Here is a 20,806-nt window from a genome sequence, read left to right as displayed (position 1 = left end):
GTGAGTTGGAGATTTTGTTGAGATGCACGTTGCTGTTTTAATTATTGTTTTTCTGTTTGCACTGATTCTCTCGAACTTAATCAACAGGCTCTTTCCAAAGGTGCCTCTGCCTTTGATTCAGATTGTCTTTGGTGGGCTTTTGTGTTTGATTTTTGGAGAGCATTTTGTCTCGCTAGATAGTGAGCTCTTTCTAGCCTTTGTCATTGCACCGCTCCTTTTTCGTGAGGGAGAAGAGAGTGATATTACTAATGTTTTGAGGCATTGGAAGATTATTTTGTATCTGATTTTTCCAGTGGTTTTTGTTAGCACCCTTACCTTGGGCTTTGCTACCTATAAGCTATTGCCTGCTGGGGTGTCCTTGGCAGCCTGCCTAGCGGTAGGGGCTGCGCTTGGACCAACGGACTTGGTCGCCTTTAACTCGCTATCAAAGCGTTTTCGCTTTCCAAAGCATGTCCAAAATATCCTAAAAGGGGAAGGTCTGCTCAATGATGCCAGCGGTCTGGTATCATTTCAGGTCGCCATCACTGCACTTACAACAGGTGTCTTTTCCCTGCAAAATGCCAGCCTTAAGCTTTTACTGTCTGTTTTTGGTGGGCTTCTGGTTGGGCTGATTGTGGCACTGGTCAATCGTCTCTTTTTAGCTATTTTAGATAGCATGGATGTGGCGGATGTGTCAGGTGTTATGCTGCTTGAGCTGACCCTGCCTTTTATTGCCTACTTTTTAGCGGAGGAAATCCACGGCTCTGGTATCATTGCGGTCGTAATTGCTGGTATCTCGCAAGCCAGCCGTTTTAAAAAAATCACCCTTTTAGATGCCCAGATTGACAATGTCGGAAGTGTCATGTGGGGCATGATTGCTTTTCTTCTCAACGGTGTGGTCTTTTTGATGTTAGGAGCAGAGTTGACCAAGTTTGCAAGACCTGTGCTTCTCAGTCAAGAAATTAACACACTCTTGATTTTAGGGGTGATAGTGCTGGTGACGCTTTTGCTCTTTGCTATTCGCTTTGTGATGATTTGGCTGTTTTATGCTTATCGCAGCCGTCATCTCAAAAAAGGGCTTAAAAAGTACCTCAAGGACATTCTCGTTTTGACCTTTTCTGGTGTCAAGGGAACGGTATCTATTGCGACTATCTTGTTGCTACCGACTTTGACAACAGTTGAGCATAGTATGTTGCTCTTTATCGTGGCAGGCGTTACTCTTTTTAGTTTTTTAGTTGGTATCGTTGCTCTGCCAAGACTTGCTAGCGCAAGTAGCACTAGTCCTGATCACTACATGCAAATTGCGATTTTAAATGACGTGATTTGGCAGTTGCAACAAGATCTCAAAGAGGATAAAAGCAGGACTGCCCTCTACGCCGTGATTGACAATTACAATAAACGCTTAGAAAACCTCATCCTAGATCAGGAGTCTAATGAGGTCAAGTCTGACTTGGCTCTGATTAACATCATGATTTTAGGAATTGAGAGTGATGGTCTTGAGAATGCCTTTTTAAATGGTGACATTGATATGAAAGAGTATCGTCTCTATCAAGGTTATCTCAAGTTTTTGGAGCGTCGGATTAACCGTGGCTTCATCTCAAACTTGACCTATGTTTTAGCGGTTCTTTTGCGGGCACTTCCGCAAATCTTGCACGAGATTTTGACCTTAGGATCTACCATTCGTCAGTTTTTGCGAGCGAGAAATAACCAGCAAGCTATCACCAAGGAAAATAGACAGCACTTGATTGCCCTCTATCAAGCTAATACCGCCTTGGTTTTAGAGGCGCTACAAAACCTTGATGATGTCTACAGTGCAGATCTTGTCGGCTATCTGATTCACTCCAGAAAGCAGGAAGCACAAATCATCCAGTCAGGAGCCTTTGTCGAGCGTGTCATTACGAGAAATGTCCCAGACAATGTTGATGAGATGTTGCGTGGCTTCTATCTAGAGCGTAAAGTCATTGCCGAGTATGAGGCGGAGGACCTGATTAGCCGCAGATACGCTAAAGCCCTGCGTAAAGAAGTCAACGCCCTTGAAAACTATTCTCTAAAAGAAACGGTCAATACCCTTTCCTATGACCTCTTTAACTACACGAGAAGTCGGTTGAATAATTAAAAAAGTCACGGAGAAGAAGATGATTAAACAAGCCATTGAAACAGCTTTTCTCAATCTGGCACAGACAAAGCCTATAGATAAAATTACGGTGACCGATGTGGTGAATGCTTGTCAGATTTCAAGACAGACTTTTTATTATCATTTTCAAGATATTGTAGAAGTGGTTGAGTGGTCTTTTCAATGTCGCATGACAGAGCTCTTAGCCACCAGTATGAAGGCAACAACTCCTAGTCAAGCTATTGATTTGTTTGTTGAGGAGTTATGTCAGCACCAGCCGCTTTTACGTGACCTTTACTTTTCTAAACGACGCCAGTTGGTTGAAAAGCAGTTGATTGAAATTATCAAGATTTATCTCAGCCAGTTGTCTATCCATAAGGCGGACACCAGTGCTAAAAATCACCAGATGATTGATTTTGGTTTGAGTTTTTATGCTATTGGACTAGCAGAGTATTTTTTAGTCCACTCGCAGGAAAGGTGGGAAAAAGAACAACTAAGCAGTCTCATCTATCAGACACTCAGCGGAGAATTTTCTATTTTTAGCAAGTCTACTTGACACTTGCCACATTTTGTAAAAACAGATAAGGAAAACTGCATATTCCTTATCTGTTTTTTATTTGCTAAACTATTGAGTAAATACTTAAAGGTAGAAATGGAGAAAGTCTATGGTAGAGAATAAAACACCATTTGAAATGTATTTTACTTCAGGTATGCCATTGGCGCAATCGCCATATCCTGGTTTAGATTCTAAGACATTTATCCTAGAAAAGGGAAGTATCCAAAAAGAAGGAGCTATGCCTTTAGAAGCAGATATATTAGTTGAACAAGACGCACAAGTTCCTCTTCGAGATGACGTTAAAATTCGTGTTGATATTTTTCGTCCAACAAAAGAGGGGAAATATCCAACAATTATGTGGTATGCTCCTTATGGTAAACGTGGTAGTGTTTTGAGTATGGATAACTTTGGTCATCCAACGCGCATGGACGTCAAGCCTGAATGGGAAGACGGTCTAAATGCTTTTGAAGCTCCTAATCCATCCTATTGGGTAGCAAGAGGGTATGTTGTTGTATCTCCTGACCCACGTGGTGTTGGAAGTTCAGAGGGGAATGTCTATGCTTGGGGAAGCCAACAAGCAAAAGATGAATACGACGTGATTGAATGGATAGCAACACAAGACTGGTCAAATGGGAAAGTTGGTTTGACAGGAACATCTTATCTCTCAATGAGTCAATATGCTGTTGCAGAACTCCAGCCACCTCATCTAGCAGCCATTGCTCCATGGGAAGGGGCGTTTAATCCTTACAAGGATACACTAGCACGTGGCGGTGTTAGTGATACCTCTTTTAATCAGTCTTTATCTCGCATGATTTATACAGATGGTCTAGTTGAGGATATGGCTCGTCTATCTGCTGAACATCCCTTTTATGATGCCTATTGGCAAGATAAAACACCAAATTTAGAAAAAGTAACCATTCCTACGTATTTGGTAGGTTCTTGGACAAATGCGATTCATAGTTCAGGACCTTATCAAGCTTACAAACAGTTACCTACTAAAGAAAAATGGCTCCGTGTTCATAATACTCATGAATGGACAGATTACTACAATCCTGAAAATGTAGCTGATTTACAAAAATTTTTTGACCATTACCTAAAAGGTGAAGAAAATGGATGGGAGAAAACTCCACATTTACGTTATGCTGTACTCAACCCAGGACATGAAGATAAGTTTCAAACTTCACCTAATTTCTTAGAAAATCAATCCTTTACAACTTACTACTTAGTAGAAGAAAATGGAAAGTTAAAATTATCTGAAACACCTCAAGCAGTAGAAAGTCAGATAGTTTATGACACTACAGAGTTAGATGGTATTACCTTTGAGTTAGAAATGAGAGAAGCTGTTGATTTTATTGGTAACTTCTCTTTAAGACTATGGGTTGAGTCTGTAGGAAATGATGATATGGATTTGTTTGCTTTTGTTAGAAAGTACAATCAAGAAGGGCAAATTTTAGAGCATGAATTAGTCACAGAACGCTATTATCCAGGACCAAATGGACGCTTACGTGTGTCACAGCGTTCACTTGATAAAGAAAAATCAACAGAGCTAACCCCAGTTCTATGTCAAACGAAAGAAGAGAAGATAGGAGAGGGGGATATTGTATCGGTTGAGATTCCATTTTGGCCATTTGCTATGCGTTGGGAAAAAGGAGAAAAATTAGCTTTGACTGTCTGTCCAGTTGATAAGATTGTTCGTCCAGAATTTCCACAGCTACCACCTTCACCAAATGTAAATAAAGGAAAACATGTCATTCATTTTGGGGGCAAGTATGATTCAAAATTACGTGTACCCAAAGAAGCATAGAGTAAAACAATATAGAAAGAAGGAATACTATGTACAACAATATCAATCCTAATCTCATGACTGAAAATGTCAAAACGCCTCGTCTTGGTGTTGCACCTCAAGTGGATTTAACAGGTGATTTACCACGTAAACCGGGCTACACAGTAGATTCTTGGTTTGTTATTGGGCGTGTTGAGACGGAAGGGCAAAAGCTCAATTATCTTTTTCATATTATGGCAATGGAGATGCCTATTCCTATTAAGCCATTGGGTAAAAAATGGCAGGTTGCCTATTCTATCATGAATGAAACGACAGGCTACTACACATCAGGAGATGAGATTTATATGGATAAGGATGTCAAAGCCGATACAAATCATTTTGAGTTAGACATGCCAAATGCTCACATGTCTGGTGACTGGGATAAGATGAAGATTTACCTCAAAACAGAGGCATTTGAAATTGACACGACAGCTACGGCTATTCACTACCCAGTCTTTACACGTGGGTCTGCTGTTTTTGACCTTTTTGGGATGGTCATTCATCAATATTCTGTGCCTTATATGAAAACGACAGGTCATTTGACTGTCCAAGGTAAAACCTATGACCTAGATGGGGACAATGCAGTCTCTTGGTTTGACCGCCAGTGGCAAATGCAGAACTTTAAATTAACAACGGAGTGGTCTTGGATGGCTATTTATCTTGACAATGGGGATATTATTAGTGTGCTAGATAGTGTTGGCGATACGGATACACCACGTTTTATGACTGTTTTAAAAACAGATGGTAGTTTAGTTCACTCGACTAATATCAAACCATTTGCTGAAGGAGAGACTCGCCATTGGACATCTGAGCATTCTGGACAGCGTTATGCCACTCAATGGGATTTAGAGTTTGGCGATTTTGATGCTAAACTGCATGTTGAACCTATTATTGAAAAGCAGGAAATTCTCTCTTCTATGAATAAACTCAGTAAGTATGAAGGCTCAGCAAACGTTACAGGAACTTATGAAGGTAAGCCTATAGAAGGTCGTGCAACCGTTGAGTTGATTAAGATTTAAAAAGTGCCAACAGGCACTTTTTTACATGATAGGCTTGATAAAAAAGCGTGTGTCGTCTAGCGGGATGAGCTTAACTGGGCTTTGGTAAAAGTCTGTTAGGACTTGTGGGGTGAGGATGTCGTCTTTTTTGCCTTTTGCGACAATAGCTCCTTCACGTAGCAGTAGGATGTGTGTCATCTTAGCGGTGATTTCCTCGGCGTGGTGCGTCACGTAAAGCACAGTAGGTGCGTGTGGTAAATCAGCGATACGCTCGACTTGATGGAGCAATTTTTCTCTCGCAAAAAGGTCAAGCCCAGTCGTCGCCTCATCTAGGATAATCATATCTGGATTTTCCATGAGGCTCCTTGCGATTAAAAGCAATTGCTTCTCACCTTGAGAGAGACTAGCGTAGATACGCCCAAGCAAATGTTTACCACCAAGCGCAATCAACATTTGCCGAGCTTCCTCTAAGTCCCTCTCGTCATAAGCCTTGTAGAGAATACTGCTCTTGTATTTTCCGGTTAGGACGACCTTTTCAGCGAGCATGTTGCCTGCGATACGCTCCGAGATAAAAGAGCCAACCACTCCAATCTTGGTGCGCACTCCAGTGATGTCTCCCTGCCCAAAGCGATAGCCTAAAACCTCCATCTTCCCACTTGATGGAAAATACTCTGCCATAATCATCTTGAGTAGTGTCGACTTACCAGAGCCATTCAGTCCTAAAATCGCCCACATCTCGCCCTTTTCTATCTGCCAATTAAGATTGTTGAGCAATAACTTGCCTTGTCGCTTCAAACTGACATTCTCAAGTGAAATCACTGCCATTATCTGTTCTCCTCTTTATTTCCTAAACTTAATAGATGACATATGTTACAGTATTTATTATAGCATAAGAGGGGCAAAGTGTGGTATAATGGAGGTATTACATTTTAGGAGAAAAGATTTCATGGAAGACCCTAGCAGTCAGAATCTGCTGTTTCAATTTATTTTACTGATTATCTTGACCATTTTAAATGGCTTTTTCTCAGCGACCGAGATGTCTTTGGTGTCATTAAACCGCTCTCGTGTCGAGCAAAAAGCAGAAGAAGGCGACAAGAAATACCAGCGCCTGCTCAAGGTTCTTGATAATCCTAACAATTTCTTATCAACCATTCAGGTTGGTATTACCTTTATCAGCTTGCTTTCTGGGGCTAGCTTGTCGGCTAGTCTGGGTGAGGTAATTGCAGGTTGGTTTGGTGGTTACGCTTGGGCAAAAACAGCAGGAAGCGTTTTGTCACTGGTCTTTTTGACCTATGTGTCTATCGTTTTTGGTGAATTGTACCCTAAGCGTATTGCGCTTAATCTAAAAGACAGCCTAGCAGTTGTTACCGCTCCCGTTATTAGTGGACTAGGCTTAATCATGCGTCCTTTCGTGTGGTTGCTCTCAGCTTCCACCAACCTTCTCAGTCGCATAACACCCATGACTTTGGATGATGCTGATGAGAAAATGACACGTGATGAAATCGAATACATGCTGACAAACAGCGAGGAGACGCTTGACGCTGAGGAAATCGAGATGCTTCAAGGGGTGTTCTCGCTTGATGAGTTGATGGCTCGTGAGGTCATGGTGCCTCGTACCGACGCCTTTATGGTCAATATCAATGACGATACACAGACCAATATCAAGGACATCCTGCGTCAGAGTTTCTCACGTATTCCTGTTTATGATGATGATAAGGACAGGGTTATCGGTGTCTTGCACACCAAACGTCTCTTAAAGGCAGGCTTTGAAGAGGGATTCGACAAGCTCAATCTGCGTAAGATTTTGCAAGAACCGCTGTTTGTTCCTGAGACGATTTTTGTCGATGATTTGCTAAGAGAATTGCGAAAAACGCAAAATCAGATGGCGATTTTGCTGGATGAGTACGGTGGTATGGCAGGGCTTGTGACACTTGAGGACCTGCTTGAGGAGATTGTCGGTGAGATTGACGATGAGACGGACAAGTCCGAGCAGTTTGTCCACGAAATCGCAGACAACACTTATATTGTCGTAGGTACCATGACGATCAATGAGTTTAACGATTACTTCGAGACGGACTTGGAGAGTGATGATGTGGATACCATCGCAGGTTTTTACCTAACGGGTGTCGGCAGTATCCCAAGCCAAGAAGATAAGCAAACCTACAGCCTTGATAGTAAAGACAAGCACCTCGAGTTAACTAACGATAAGGTGCGTGACGGTCGTGTGACAAAACTCAGACTCTATATGACTGATATAGAACCCGAGGCAGAAAAAGACTAGGCAAAATCTAGTCTTTTTTTCATGGAACGTGATATAATAAGAATAAGATGAAACGGTTACATAGGAGGCGACTACCAGTATGGAAACGATAGATTATAAAAAAGTGACAGGAATGATTCACTCAACGGAAAGTTTTGGCTCTGTTGATGGTCCAGGTATTCGCTTTATTGTCTTTATGCAGGGCTGCAAGATGCGCTGCCAATATTGCCACAACCCTGATACTTGGGCAATGGAGACCAACAACTCTCGTGAGCGCACGGTTGAGGATGTGCTAGCTGAAGCGCTTCGCTACAAGCACTTCTGGGGTGATAACGGAGGAATAACGGTCTCTGGTGGTGAGGCGCTGCTGCAGATCGACTTTGTCACAGCCCTCTTTACAGAAGCTAAGAAATTAGGCATTCATTGCACGTTAGATACTTGTGCTATGCCTTTTAAAAACACGCCAGAATATCTAGAAGTGTTTGACCGCCTGCTTGAGGTGACGGATTTGGTACTTCTTGACATCAAGGAAATCTGTGATGAACAGCACAAGTTTGTCACTAAGCACACTAATAAAAATATCCTAGAGTGTGCGAGGTACCTCTCAGACAAGGGAGTGCCTGTCTGGATTCGTCATGTGCTTGTCCCAGGGCTGACTGACATTGATGAGGACTTGGAAAAGCTAGGTGAGTTTGTAGCTACCCTCAAAAACGTACAAAAGTTTGAAATTTTGCCTTACCACACTATGGGTGAGTTCAAATGGCGTGAGCTGGGCATTCCTTATCCGCTTGAGGGGGTCAAGCCACCAACTCCAGCCCGTGTCAAGCATGCTAAAGAGCTTATGAAAACAGAACGCTACACAGACTATCTCAAACGTATTCATGGCTAAGACAACCAGCAAAATAATGCTGGTTTTTTTGTGAAAAAAAACTCGTATGTATTGTAAACCTAGTACAATAATGGTATAATACTCTAAAAGAAATCGAAAAAGGAGTTTATCATGAGAACAAGAGAGAGTTTAAAAGCAGAAGCTAAGGATTTGCTGCGTGGTAATTGGTGGTCAGGGATTAGTCTCAATACGATTCCCTATCTTATCGTCAACGTATTGGTTAGTGTTGTGTCGTGGATGGCTATTTTCCCAGTTTTGTTGCCATTGGTTGGTCTAGGGCTACTTCAAGATACCTACACAGACACGACAGGGGTCAGTGATATTGGTCTCATTCTTGGAGGGATTATTTTAGGCATTATTATATTTGTTCTTTCTATCCTCATCTCGTTTGCGACAAATATCGTGACGATTGGTATTGCAGCAAGTGACCTTGACTGGGTCAAGACAGGAGATGCCAGTGACGCTGGTTTTGCGAAGGCTTTTCGCTATTTCAGCGCCAAGGACTTTTGGAAAGTTTTTGTTCTATCTCTTAAGCAGGTGCTCTATGTTTGGTTGTGGGGACTTATTCCAGTTGTCGGTCCTATCATCAGTTTTGTTAAGACCCTCGCTTACTCACAGACAGCTTACATTTACCGACAAAAAGGAGATGTGCTGACGTCAGGTGAAATCATCACAGAAAGCCGCAAACTCATGGACGGCAATAAACTAGACTACTTTGTCTTGCAATTGAGTTTTATCGGCTGGCTTCTTCTCTCAATGCTTAGCTTTGGGATTGGACTCATCTGGCTAGTGCCATATTACAATATGACTCTAGCTCTTTACCACAAGGATTTATGTGAATCTGCTACAGTTATTGACTAATAGAATAGGGCACTCTAACTTGTTTAGTGCCCTTATTTTTGTTACAATAAAGGAAACGATATAAAGAGGTAAAACTATGTCTAAAATTTTTGTCTTTGGTCATCAAAATCCAGATTCTGATGCGATTGGTTCATCTCTTGCCTTTGCTTACTTGGCAAAAGAAGCTTACGGCTTAGACACAGAAGCAGTGGCACTTGGCACACCAAATGAAGAAACAGCTTTTGTGCTAGACTACTTTGGTGTGGAAGCGCCACGCGTTGTCACATCTGCTAAGGAAGAGGGTGTGGACACTGTTATCTTGACAGACCACAATGAGTTCCAACAGTCTATCTCTGATATTGCTGACCTGACTGTTTACGGTGTGGTTGACCACCACCGTGTGGCGAACTTTGAAACCGCTAGTCCGCTTTACATGCGCTTAGAGCCAGTTGGTTCAGCGTCATCTATTGTTTACCGCATGTTCAAAGAAAGCAATGTTGAAGTGCCTAAAGCTTTGGCTGGTCTCATGCTTTCAGGTTTGATTTCAGATACACTTCTTTTGAAATCTCCAACAACACACGAAACAGACCATCAAGTCGCAAAAGAATTGGCAGCTATCGCAGGTGTCAACTTAGAAGAGTATGGTCTTGCTATGCTCAAAGCAGGAACAAATCTTGCCAGCAAATCTGCTGAGGAATTGATTGACATCGACGCTAAAACCTTTGAGCTTAACGGCAACCAAGTGCGTGTCGCACAGGTCAACACTGTTGATATCGCTGAAGTGTTGGAACGTCAAGCAGAGATTGAAGCCGCTATCCAAAAAGCACAAGCAGACAATGGCTACTCAGACTTTGTCTTGATGATTACAGACATCATCAACTCAAACTCTGAAATCTTGGCACTTGGTAGCAACACAGACAAGGTTGAAGCAGCCTTTGACTTTGTCCTAGAAAACAACCACGCTTTCCTAGAAGGTGCTGTCTCTCGTAAGAAACAAGTTGTCCCACAATTAACAGAAAGCTTCAACGCTTAATTAACTAAAAAGACTTTGAGTACACTCAAAGTCTTTTTGTGATTTTCCATAGAAAAAGAGGCTCTCTAGTGCTATAATGAAAGGTATGATTACTGTTATTAACCCTGATAAAGTGACGGGGCATGCTTTTTTTAAGGACCTTGTCAACTACTTGTACACACATGAGGATGTGACCCTTCGTCAGATAAAAAAGGCGTTTTTAGATGTCAAGCATATCGATAAAGCGATTGAAACCTATGTGCAGGCTGGCTACATCACTCGTAGGAACAAACGCTATGCGCTTGCCTTTTCGCCACTAGAGACAGATGAGCTGCCACAGCTAGATGAGATGGTTTTTATTGAGACGACGTCAAAGATTGCTTATGACTTGCAAGAACGAGCTTACACCACTAAATTGTCCAATCAGACCAACGGTCTTGTCATTATTGAGCAGACGGACTTTTGTCGAGATAGCTTGACGCTGTCCAATTTCTTTTACAAGCTGGCGCATGGCTATGCCTTGTCTGAGCAGCAAGAAGAACTCTATGCCCTACTCGGTGATGTCAATCCCGAGTACGCTCTCAAGTACATGACTACTTTTCTCTTAAAGTTTACCCGTAAAGAGCTGGTCAAGCAAAAGCGTCCTGATATTTTTGTGCAGGCTCTCGTTCTACTTGGCTACATCAAACAGGTGGACGAGGTGACCTATCAGTCCTGTGTTGCTATTGACAAGGATAGCCTAGAAGTGATAACTTATGAATAAAAATAGCTGGGACTTGTGTCCTAGCTATTTTCCTTTGTTTTTGACATGAGCCATAAAAAGTAAGGGGCGCCGATACAAGAGACGACAAGCCCTGTCGGAATGCCAGAACCAACTAAAAGCACACGTCCGATAGTGTCTGCAACGAGAAGAAGTATCATGCCAGTCATCATACCAAAAGGCAAGATGACACGGTGGTCACCGCCTATAAAGCGCCGTGTGATATGTCCAGATACCAAGCCGACAAAGGTGATATTGCCAATCATGACCACGCTAAGCGCAGCAAGGGCTGTGGATAGGATGATGGTTATCAAGCGTTCACGCTTGAGGTCAAGCCCTAGGGCAAGAGCTGTCTGTTCATTGAGCGCCATGATGTTGAGATAGCGACTACGGCTATAAGTGATGAGCCATAAAAGGACAAAGATAGGCGCAAAGAGAGCGATATTTTCCCAAGTAGCTCCACTCACCTTACCACTAAGAAAAGAGATGATATAGTCCATCTTGTCAGGGGAGAGGGTGCTTGTGATAGAGACCATGACACCAGAGAGCATGGTTGACACACCAACGCCTGTGACAATCAAACGAGTGGGGCTTATGCCATGATTTTTCTTTCTTGCCATGAGATAGACAGTAGCAATGGTAGCAATCCCGCCAAGCATAGCCATAAAAGGAAGCAAACTAATGGCGCTTGCGCTAGTGATATCCAGATAGCCAATCACAAGAGCAATCATAAAGCCAGCGCCTGTATTGATGCCTAGGATACCAGAGTCAGCCAGAGGATTTTTAGTCAGTGTCTGCAGCAGCATGCCAGCAAGTGCAAGAGAAGCGCCGCCAAAGAGACAGGCGATAATCCTTGGTAGACGGATGGTGGTCATGATAAAGGTCATGGCAGAGCTGGATTGCCCTAGGATAAGGTCAATCACATCAAGAAAAGATGATCTCGCATAACCCATAGACAGCGATAGGAGAATAGAAAGCCCCAAAAGACCTGTCAAAACAAGATAGGACGTGATGAGCCTTTGACGTGTCATCATAGACTTTTCCCCTTTCTAATCAACCACAAGAAGCAAGGCAAACCAACAAGGCTGATGATAGCACTGATTGGCGTCTCAGCTGGCGGATGGATGACTCTAGCAATCACATCCACCCAGAGCATAAAGGTCGCACCTAGAAAAGCTGTCAGCGGCAGAAGCAGTTTGTAGTTCTTGCCTACAAACAGTCGGACAAAGTGTGGGATGATGAGCCCCACAAAAGAAATGGTACCTATCAAAGCCACGGCTCCGCTAGACAGTATCAACACAACAGCTAAAAGGGAGATGGTCGTCAAAAGAGTGCGCTGTCCCAGAGCTTTTGCGACCGTTTCATTGAGGCTGAGGATGGTCAGTTGATGACTAAGAACTTGAGCAAGCAGTAACCCAATGATGAGAATAGGAGCAATGATGGCAAGCATTTTCCAGTTGGTCTGTGCCAGTCCACCAGCTTGCCAGCCGATAATGGTCGTCGAGAGGTCAAAATAAAGCGTGATGGCTTGTCCAATTGCTGAAAAGAGTGTGGACACCATAGCCCCTGCAAGGATAAGGCGCAGCTGGCTGTAGCCTCTTTGTCTGTGGTAGGAAAGCCCAAAAACCAAGAGAGCAGCAAGGAGTGACCCCATAAGGCAGACCAGTAAAATGCTGGTGTAGTGTAGGCTGCCAAAGATAGCATAGGCTAAAATCAAAGCCAGCCCAGCGCCAGCATTGATGCCTAAAAGCCCAGGGTCAGCGATGGGATTACGTGTGACGCCTTGGATGATGGCGCCTGCCTGCGCCATACTAGCGCCAACGAGAATGGCAGCAAGAGAGCGTGGTAAACGCAAATCAAAGATGACATCTTGCGCACTAGAGTTTGTCAGCGGATGTTTTGCCACCTCTAGCAAAGTCTGATTGCTGTAAGAGACAGCGCCAAAGCGTAAGCTAGCGTACCAGCCAAAGAGAAAAAGAATGAGCGTGATGAAAAAAACAAGCCAAAGGTGATTTGGCTTTGTTTTTTGACGCAAAGGTGATGTCGTCATAGAAAGTCCTCTACTTGTCCATTTTCTTGATAGCAGACACAAAGGCTTTTAATTGAGCGTCAAGAGATAGTGGGTCTGAGAAGTAGAAAGTGCCCTCAGATACCTCTAAGACATGCCCAGCCTTGACAGCAGGGATATTTTTCCAGACGTCGCTTTCTTTTAGACTAGCAGCTGCTTGGCTGGTTTTGCTGTCGACATTTAAAAGAGCATAGTCGCCGATGTAGTCTCCGATGACTTCTTGTGAAATGCCAAGCCAGCCTGGCTTAAAGACATCTTCTTTGACCTTTTCAGGAGCTTGATAGCCAAGGGCGTCGTAAATCAATTCTCCCCCACGTCCCCAGTTGTTACTGTATAGGTAGAGACTCTTGTCGTAAAAGTCCATGACGGTAAAGGTTGACGTTGGTGAGATGTAGTTAGCCAGTTCTTTTTTGGCTTTAGCGACAGATTTTTTCCACTGAGCGAGCCAAGCCTTAGCTTTATCTTCTTTGCCAAAGACTTTTCCAAGGTCTGTTAGCATTTGCAAATAGTTGCGCTCGCCGTACTTGATTTCAAGGACAGGAGCGATTTTTTTGAGGGATTCAAGGTTTTGGTCTGTTGAAAAAGCGATAATCAAGTCAGGTTCTTGCGCAGCGATAGCTTCGGTGTCGTCTGAAGTGAGTTGAACGGCTTTTGCTTTTTTGAGGTCATCTCCAAAGACAGGGCTATTTTTTTCCAAATCCAGCGAATAGCTGTTGACATTGACACCAAGTTCTAGGAGATAGCCAGTGTAGGAGTAGGCGAAGTTGACGACTTTTTTAGGATTTTTAGGAATATCTCCGTGATAGGTAAAGCCAGAAATCTTTGGCATGCTAGAGATTTCGCTAGAGTTTGTACTTGTTTTACTTTGATTGCCACAAGCGACTAAGACAAGTGCAGCTAGTAATAGTGTGAGCCATGAGGCGATTTTTTTCATAGGGTTTCTCCGTAAAATCTATAATAACTGATAAGACAGTAGCGTAGGACGATTAAAGATAGGGTCTGTGACGATTTGCGCCTTGATATGAAAGATGTCTTTTAGAATAGCATCTTTCATAATTTCTTCTGCACTTCCTTGGTACTTGATTTTGCCGTCTTTCATAGCGATGAGACAATCGGAAAAGCGTGCAGCAAGGTTCAAATCATGCAGAACCATGATGATGGTCTTATGGTTTTCCTGATTGAGGCGATAGAGGAGCTCTAGGATTTCCAGTTGGTGATTCATATCCAGATAAGTCGTAGGCTCGTCTAAAAAAATCGTATCTGTGTCTTGAGCAAGAGCCATAGCAATCCAGACACGCTGGCGTTGCCCACCAGATAAGCTATCCACATCGAGGTTGGCGTAAGGCGTGACCTTGGTCACTTCCATCGCCCAGTGAATCTTATCACGGTCAAAGCTGGTCAAGTTGCCCAGATACTTTTGGTGCGGAAAGCGCCCATAAGAGACCAATTCATACACTGAAATACCTTCCGTTGCTTCTAGCACCTGTGGCAAGAGAGCGATTTTCTTGGCGACTTCCTTGGTGGAGAGTTTTGCGATAGCCTCCCCATCAATCAAAATCTGTCCATTCTTAATCGCTTGAATGCGAGTCAGTGCCTTTAAAAGCGTCGACTTGCCACAACCGTTGCTGCCGATGATAGTCGTGATATTGCCGTCAAGCAAATCAAGGGATAAATCCTCTAAAATGACCTTATCCTCATAAGCAACCGAGATATGTTCAGCTGAAATCTGTGACATACTGACCTCCTTTCTGTTTGACTGTAACTGCGCTAAGCACAGTGATACCTCATTATAACATAGAAAAGAGACTTATTTAAGTCTCTTTTAAGGGTTTCGTGTATATTGGAATCGTTTAAAATAAGCTGTTTACAGATACTGGCTGGCGATAGCTCTATCGCCCTCGTATGCTGTGCGCTCACCGTTTACTAATTGGAAAGCGTCAGCGCCTTTTCCAGCGATAATGACAGCGTCATCACTAGTTTTGGTCTTAGCGAGCGCTGTTTTGATAGCTAGTGCTCGATCGACAATAATCGTGGCTGGGCGATTGATATGCTCAGCAATTTCAGCACAGATAGCATTTGGATCCTCAAAGTTTGGGTCGTCAGCGGTGAGGATAGGAGAGATACGAGGGTGTTGGCTGATGACCTTGCCAAAGTCCTTACGTCTGCTCTCGCCTTTATTACCTGTCGCCCCGATAATCAGCGTGATATTACCAGATTGATGAGGCTCAACAACGGATAGGAGTTTCTCAAGGCTGTCACCGTTATGCGCATAGTCGATAAAGACCTTGGCTCCATTTTTCTGGGTCAAGACCTCCATGCGCCCAGGCACGCTGGTTTTAGCAATCCCCGCTTGAATGTCTTCAAGTGCAATCCCAAGCTTGTGGCAAGCGAGCGCCGCTGCGGTAGCATTTTCTTGGTTAAAATGCCCGATGAGCTGGATACTGTAGTCCCCTGCACATGTACCCGTCAAGCTAAAGCTGAAGGCTTTAGAATTTGTGATACGGTTATCACTTTGACTTCCGTAAAAGTCATGTGGTTTGTTAGCGACTTGCTCAGCAACGACAGCGAAGTGCTCCATGTCGCTATTGACTACAACAGCTCTGCTATTGTCCATTAAAAGACGCTTGTGGTAGAAATAATCCTCAAAGCTAGGGTGCTCAATCGGTCCGATGTGGTCGGGGCTGATGTTGAGAAAGACACCGACATCAAAGGTCAAGCCGTAAACCCGCTTCATGAGATAAGCCTGACTAGACACTTCCATGACCAGGTGCGTTCTGCCGTTGTCACGTGCCTGTGCCATCATGGCAAAAAGGTCCAAGCTCTCAGGTGTGGTTAGCTGAGACTTAAAAAAGGTCTTTCCATCGAGTGTGGTGTTCATGGTTGAAAGAAGCGCAGGCTTGTGATGTTCAGCTAGGATATTGTAAGCAAAGTAAGCGGCTGTTGTCTTTCCCTTTGTCCCTGTGAAGGCGATGATGGCGAGGTCATCTTGAGGATTGCCATAAAAGGCTTTAGCGATAAGGCTCATGGCTTGTCTGACATCATTGACAAGGATAGCTGGAATACCGACCTGATAGTCTTTTTCAGCGACATAGTAGCCTAAGTCAGCAGCCACTGCCTTTTCTAGGTATTCTGGTTTAAAGTTTGCCCCCTTGACAAAAAAGAGGGTCTCGCTATCGACATCTCTGCTGTCATAAGAGAGCTTTTGAAAGGTTTTGTCTTCTGACCAGTCGTAGTGATAGGTGTCATTTAGGACAATATCTCGAAAATTCTGGTCTTTTTTTAAAATCTCTAAAATATCTGCTATAGTAATCATAAGTCTATTTTAGACTTAATGTTCTCGTTTTACAAGTCTTGTGCAAAAGTTTATAATAACTTTAGGAAATTCAAACTTTTTATAGAAAGAAAACTATGTCAGAAACTAGAAAACTATCTCAACAAGAGACAATGGTGCGTGGGACTGCTTGGTCCACAGCTGGAAACTTTATTAGTCGTCTTATCGGGGCTCTCTACATTATCCCTTGGTACGCTTGGATGGGAAAAAACGGTGCCGAAGCCAATGCCCTCTTTGGAATGGGCTATGAGATTTACGCCATGTTTTTATCCATCTCAACCGTCGGGATACCTGTTGCTGTCGCAAAACTCGTCTCTAAGTACAATACCTTGGGGCAGTCTGAGACCAGCATTTACATGGTCAAAAAAATCCTCCACATCATGGCGCTTCTAGGAGCTATCTTTGCAGCTATCATGTATATCGGAGCACCGTTTTTTGCTTCGCTCAGTCACGGCGGAGAGGATTTGGTGCGGGTGCTGAGGAGTTTGACCTTGGCGGTTCTGGTCTTTCCATCCATGAGTGTCCTGCGGGGGTATTTTCAAGGGTATAATAACTTAAAACCTGGGGCTATGAGTCAGATTGCTGAGCAGATTGTGCGTGTCATCTGGATGTTAGTCACTGCTTTTTACATCATGAAATTCGGCTCAGGCGATTATGTCAGTGCGGTGACGCAGTCTACCTTTGCTGCCTTTGTCGGTATGTTTGCTAGTATCGCTGTCTTGGTGTATTTTTTATGGAAAGACGGCTCACTTGGGCTTATCTTTGGCAAAAGCTCAACCAGCCACTTAGTCATTGATACCAATGCTCTTGTCATCGAGACGGTGCGTGAGGCGATTCCTTTTATCATCACAGGTTCAGCCATTCAGGTCTTTAAGATTATTGACCAGTTCACTTTTGGAAATGCCATGGCTTGGTTTACCGACTACTCAAACACCGAGTTGCAAGTGCTCTTTTCTTACTTCTCAAGTAACCCAAGTAAGGTCACTATGATTTTGATTGCCGTTGCAAGCTCTATTGGTGGTGTGGGGATTGCGCTTCTAACAGAAAACTATGTCAAAAAAGATAGAGTTGCTGCTGCAAGGCTGGTTATCAACAACATCCGCATGCTGATGATATTTATCATCCCAGCGGTTATCGGAGCGACGATTTTAGCAAAACCGCTCTACACGGTCTTTTATGGCGTGCCACAAGGGCAGGCTCTTGGCTTGTTTGTCGTGTCGCTTTTGCAGGTCATTATTTTAGCTATTTACACGATTTTAGCGCCAATGCTACAAGCCCTGTTTCAAAATAAAAAAGCCATCAAATACTTTGTCTACGGTATGGTGATTAAGCTGATTATTCAGATTCCATTTATCTATGTCTTTCAGGCTTATGGACCGTTGTTGTCAACTGCGATTGGGCTTATCGTCCCTATTGTCTTGATGTATCGTGAGATTCATGCCATCACCCACTTCAATCGTGAGGCGGTCAAGAAGTCAACACTTCTCGTTTGTATCTTGACAGCTATCATGGGAGTTGCGGTCTGGATTGCTTACTGGCTGCTAGGATTTATCCTGCCAGAGGGCGGGCGTGCTACCAGCTTTGTCTACCTAGTGGTGATTGGCTTTATTGGCGTGGCTGTTTATGGTAGCCTAGCCTTATTGACACGTCTCTTAGACAAGGTCATCGGCAGTCGAGCTGACATTTTACGTCAAAAATTTCATATTTACTAAAAGAGGAAGGACTTCCTCTTTTTTATAGTCTTAAACTATAGCTAAATATGAAAAATGACAATGTAAAACCCTCTATAAGACTAAGAAAAATCGTGGTACAATAGAGGGCAAACAGATATAGGAGGAGACTATAATGGTTAGAGAACAAGGAATTGATACGATTTTAGCGCATGCAGGGATAAACTCAGATGAAGCAACAGGCGCTTTGACCGCTCCCATACATTTTTCAACGACCTATCAACACCCAGAGTTTGGGCAATCAACGGGATACGACTATACCCGCACCAAAAACCCAACCCGCTCGACCTTAGAAAAGACTTTGGCAGCTATTGAAAAAGCTTCCTATGCCCTAGCGACAAGCTCAGGCATGAGTGCCTTGGTGCTTGCTATGGAGATTTTCCCAGTTGGCTCAAAAGTGGTGGCAGCACGTGATTTGTACGGCGGTTCTTTTCGTTGGTTCAATCAAAAAGAAGCAGAAGGACGCTTTTCTTTTACTTATACCAATACACAAGAGGACATGCTAGCAGCCATCACAGAAGAGACGGATATTGTCTTTATCGAGACACCGACCAATCCTTTGATGATTGAATTTGATATTGCTGCAGTTGCTCAAAAAGCACACGCTGTTGGTGCTAAAGTCCTTGTGGACAATACCTTTTATAGTCCTATCTATCAAAATCCTATCACGCTTGGTGCAGACATTGTCATCCACTCAGCGACCAAGTACCTCTCAGGGCACAATGATGTTTTAGCTGGCGTTGTCGTGACGGATGACGATAGTCTTTACGAAAAGCTCTTTTACAATGCCAACACAACAGGACCAACCTTGTCGCCGTTTGACTCCTACCTGCTCATGCGAGGCCTCAAAACGCTGAAGCTACGCATGGAGCGCTCAACACAAAACGCTCAAGCTATCGTTGCCTTCCTGCAAGAACACCCAGCTGTAAAGGAAGTGCTCTATACAGGCAAGGGCGGTATGGTTTCCTTCAAAGTGAACAATCAAGACAAGATTCCGACTATTTTAAATCACCTTGAGGTCTTTACCTTTGCAGAGAGTCTCGGGGGTGTGGAGAGTCTCATCACTTATCCGGCGACACAGACCCATGCGGATATTCCTCGTGAGGTGCGCTTGTCTTACGGCTTGACCGATGACCTGCTGCGTTTATCGATCGGTATTGAGGATGTTAATGATTTGATTGAGGATTTGCGCTTAGCTTTTGAAGCCTAAGGAGGACGATATGGGATATGATTTTACGACGCTACCAGAGCGTTTTGCAAGCAATGCCTACAAATGGCAAGAAACACAAAAAGATAAGGAGGTCTTGCCTCTTTGGATAGCAGATATGGATTTTGTCGTTTTTCCAGAAATGACAGCTGCGCTTGAAGACTTTGCTAAAAGCCAAGTCTTTGGCTACGACGCTCCCAAGGACAGCCTCTATCAAGCTGTTCTAGACTGGGAAGAAAAGCAGCACGGCTATGTTTTTGATAAAGAAGCCATTCTCTTTATTTCAGGCGTTGTGCCAGCTATCAGTGTCGCTATTCAGGCTTTTTCAAAAGAGGGAGAAGCGGTGCTTATCAACAGTCCTGTCTACCCACCTTTTGCACGAACGGTAAAGCTCAATAAACGCCGTCTCATCAGCAATTCCCTTGTCGAGCGTAATGGGCGCTTTGAGATTGACTTTGAACAGCTGGAAAAGGACATTGTGGACAATGAGGTCAAGGTCTATGTCCTCTGCAATCCCCACAATCCTGGTGGTCGTGTCTGGTCAAAAGAAGAACTGCAAAAAATCGGACAGCTCTGTCAAAAACATGGTGTTATTTTGGTGTCAGATGAGATTCATCAAGACCTGACTCTTTATGGCAATAAACACCACAGTATCAATACAATTAACCCAAGTTTTAAGGATTTTAGCCTTGTTCTGACCAGTGCGACCAAGACCTTTAACATCGCAGGCACCAAAAACAGCTTTGCCATTATAGAAAATCCAAAACTACGCAGAGCCTTTAGCCAACAACAGTTGGTCAACAACCAACACGAGGTCTCAACTCTCGGGCTCATCGCTACAGAGGTCGCCTACACCAAAGGAGGAGCATGGCTAGAAGCGCTAAAACCTGTCCTTGAGGACAATATCAACGAGGTTGTCACTACCCTCAGTCAAAAAACAGCCATCAAGGTCATGAAGCCAGAGGGAACCTATCTGGTTTGGCTGGATTTCTCAGCCTATGGGCTACCACATGAAGAGCTCAAGGATAAAATCCGCAAAGAAGCAAAGCTGGTTCTAAACGATGGACTCAGCTTTGGCGCAGAAGGAGACAAACACTTCAGACTCAATGCAGCCGCGCCAAAATCGCTCATCACAGAAGCGCTTGGTCGCCTAGTTGCCGTTTTTGGAGTGTAATGTTCGGTTTTATCTCTATCAGATGACAAAAAGTTTAAGAAAGCGTTAAGAATCACTTGACAAGTGT

Annotated in this window: 18 protein-coding genes; 12 read left to right on the top strand and 6 right to left on the bottom strand. The window is 43.6% G+C overall.

Annotation, left to right across the window (positions count from 1 at the left end):
* The first annotated feature begins 22 nt into the window (after positions 1-22).
* From G5B60_RS08605 to G5B60_RS08590, 4 genes are all read left to right on the top strand, one after another.
* On the top strand, positions 23-2,095 hold the full coding sequence (locus tag G5B60_RS08605; protein ID WP_164683639.1) for a cation:proton antiporter: 2,073 nt from the start codon (positions 23-25) through the stop codon (positions 2,093-2,095).
* A gap of 19 nt (positions 2,096-2,114) precedes the next feature.
* Entirely contained in the window at positions 2,115-2,648 is a 534-nt protein-coding gene (locus tag G5B60_RS08600) for a TetR family transcriptional regulator (RefSeq protein ID WP_164683638.1), read from the top strand.
* A gap of 109 nt (positions 2,649-2,757) precedes the next feature.
* Positions 2,758-4,452, top strand: a complete 1,695-nt coding sequence (locus G5B60_RS08595; RefSeq protein ID WP_164683637.1) for a CocE/NonD family hydrolase — start codon at positions 2,758-2,760, stop codon at positions 4,450-4,452.
* Positions 4,453-4,481: 29 nt separating this feature from the next.
* Positions 4,482-5,489 carry a lipocalin family protein gene (locus G5B60_RS08590; RefSeq protein ID WP_164683636.1) on the top strand — a complete coding sequence of 336 codons (1,008 nt, stop codon included), beginning with the start codon at positions 4,482-4,484 and terminating at the stop codon, positions 5,487-5,489.
* A 21-nt stretch (positions 5,490-5,510) separates the two neighbouring features.
* On the opposite strand, the gene G5B60_RS08585 is transcribed toward G5B60_RS08590, so the two are convergent.
* A complete protein-coding gene (locus G5B60_RS08585) occupies positions 5,511-6,293 on the bottom strand; it encodes an ABC transporter ATP-binding protein (RefSeq protein ID WP_164683635.1) in 783 nt (260 codons plus the stop codon).
* Between the two features lie 121 nt (positions 6,294-6,414).
* Between G5B60_RS08585 and G5B60_RS08580 the strand changes: the two genes are divergently transcribed.
* The 5 genes from G5B60_RS08580 (at position 6,415) to G5B60_RS08560 (ending at position 11,232) form a co-directional block, all read left to right on the top strand.
* Positions 6,415-7,749, top strand: a complete 1,335-nt coding sequence (locus tag G5B60_RS08580) for a hemolysin family protein (protein WP_164683634.1) — start codon at positions 6,415-6,417, stop codon at positions 7,747-7,749.
* A gap of 79 nt (positions 7,750-7,828) precedes the next feature.
* A complete protein-coding gene (gene pflA / locus G5B60_RS08575) occupies positions 7,829-8,617 on the top strand; it encodes a pyruvate formate-lyase-activating protein (protein ID WP_164683633.1) in 789 nt (262 codons plus the stop codon).
* Positions 8,618-8,728: 111 nt separating this feature from the next.
* The gene (locus G5B60_RS08570) at positions 8,729-9,478 is read left to right on the top strand and encodes a DUF975 family protein (protein ID WP_164683632.1); all 750 of its coding nucleotides are present in this window, start codon (positions 8,729-8,731) and stop codon (positions 9,476-9,478) included.
* A 76-nt stretch (positions 9,479-9,554) separates the two neighbouring features.
* Complete coding sequence (locus tag G5B60_RS08565; protein ID WP_164683631.1) at positions 9,555-10,490, top strand: manganese-dependent inorganic pyrophosphatase; 936 nt, start codon at positions 9,555-9,557, stop codon at positions 10,488-10,490.
* A gap of 85 nt (positions 10,491-10,575) precedes the next feature.
* On the top strand, positions 10,576-11,232 hold the full coding sequence (locus G5B60_RS08560) for a DUF1803 domain-containing protein (RefSeq protein ID WP_164683630.1): 657 nt from the start codon (positions 10,576-10,578) through the stop codon (positions 11,230-11,232).
* Positions 11,233-11,252: 20 nt separating this feature from the next.
* On the opposite strand, the gene G5B60_RS08555 is transcribed toward G5B60_RS08560, so the two are convergent.
* From G5B60_RS08555 to G5B60_RS08535, 5 genes are all read right to left on the bottom strand, one after another.
* Positions 11,253-12,263, bottom strand: coding sequence for a FecCD family ABC transporter permease (locus tag G5B60_RS08555; RefSeq protein ID WP_164683629.1), 1,011 nt, complete (start codon positions 12,261-12,263; stop codon positions 11,253-11,255).
* Entirely contained in the window at positions 12,260-13,279 is a 1,020-nt protein-coding gene (locus G5B60_RS08550; protein ID WP_164683628.1) for a FecCD family ABC transporter permease, read from the bottom strand. Before G5B60_RS08550 ends, G5B60_RS08555 begins: the two co-directional genes overlap by 4 nt.
* 10 nt (positions 13,280-13,289) lie before the next feature.
* Positions 13,290-14,231, bottom strand: coding sequence for an ABC transporter substrate-binding protein (locus tag G5B60_RS08545; RefSeq protein WP_164683627.1), 942 nt, complete (start codon positions 14,229-14,231; stop codon positions 13,290-13,292).
* 18 nt (positions 14,232-14,249) lie between these two features.
* Positions 14,250-15,032 (bottom strand): ABC transporter ATP-binding protein, encoded by a 783-nt coding sequence (locus tag G5B60_RS08540; protein ID WP_164683626.1) that lies wholly within the window; start codon positions 15,030-15,032, stop codon positions 14,250-14,252.
* Between the two features lie 129 nt (positions 15,033-15,161).
* Positions 15,162-16,610 carry a UDP-N-acetylmuramoyl-L-alanyl-D-glutamate--L-lysine ligase gene (locus tag G5B60_RS08535; protein ID WP_164683625.1) on the bottom strand — a complete coding sequence of 483 codons (1,449 nt, stop codon included), beginning with the start codon at positions 16,608-16,610 and terminating at the stop codon, positions 15,162-15,164.
* 95 nt (positions 16,611-16,705) lie between these two features.
* Here G5B60_RS08535 and G5B60_RS08530 point away from each other — a divergent pair, with 95 nt between their 5' ends.
* From G5B60_RS08530 to G5B60_RS08520, 3 genes are all read left to right on the top strand, one after another.
* On the top strand, positions 16,706-18,340 hold the full coding sequence (locus tag G5B60_RS08530) for a putative polysaccharide biosynthesis protein (protein ID WP_164683624.1): 1,635 nt from the start codon (positions 16,706-16,708) through the stop codon (positions 18,338-18,340).
* 133 nt (positions 18,341-18,473) lie between these two features.
* A complete protein-coding gene (locus tag G5B60_RS08525; RefSeq protein WP_164683623.1) occupies positions 18,474-19,568 on the top strand; it encodes a cystathionine gamma-synthase in 1,095 nt (364 codons plus the stop codon).
* A gap of 10 nt (positions 19,569-19,578) precedes the next feature.
* Positions 19,579-20,739, top strand: a complete 1,161-nt coding sequence (locus G5B60_RS08520; RefSeq protein ID WP_164683622.1) for a MalY/PatB family protein — start codon at positions 19,579-19,581, stop codon at positions 20,737-20,739.
* Positions 20,740-20,806 lie beyond the last annotated feature (67 nt).

Origin of the sequence: Streptococcus hyointestinalis (assembly GCF_011039275.1) — a bacterium.
Classification (GTDB): Bacteria; Bacillota; Bacilli; order Lactobacillales; family Streptococcaceae; genus Streptococcus; species Streptococcus hyointestinalis_A.
The sequence above is the reverse complement of the archived record's forward strand: the minus strand, read 5'-3'. Positions and strand labels throughout refer to the sequence as shown.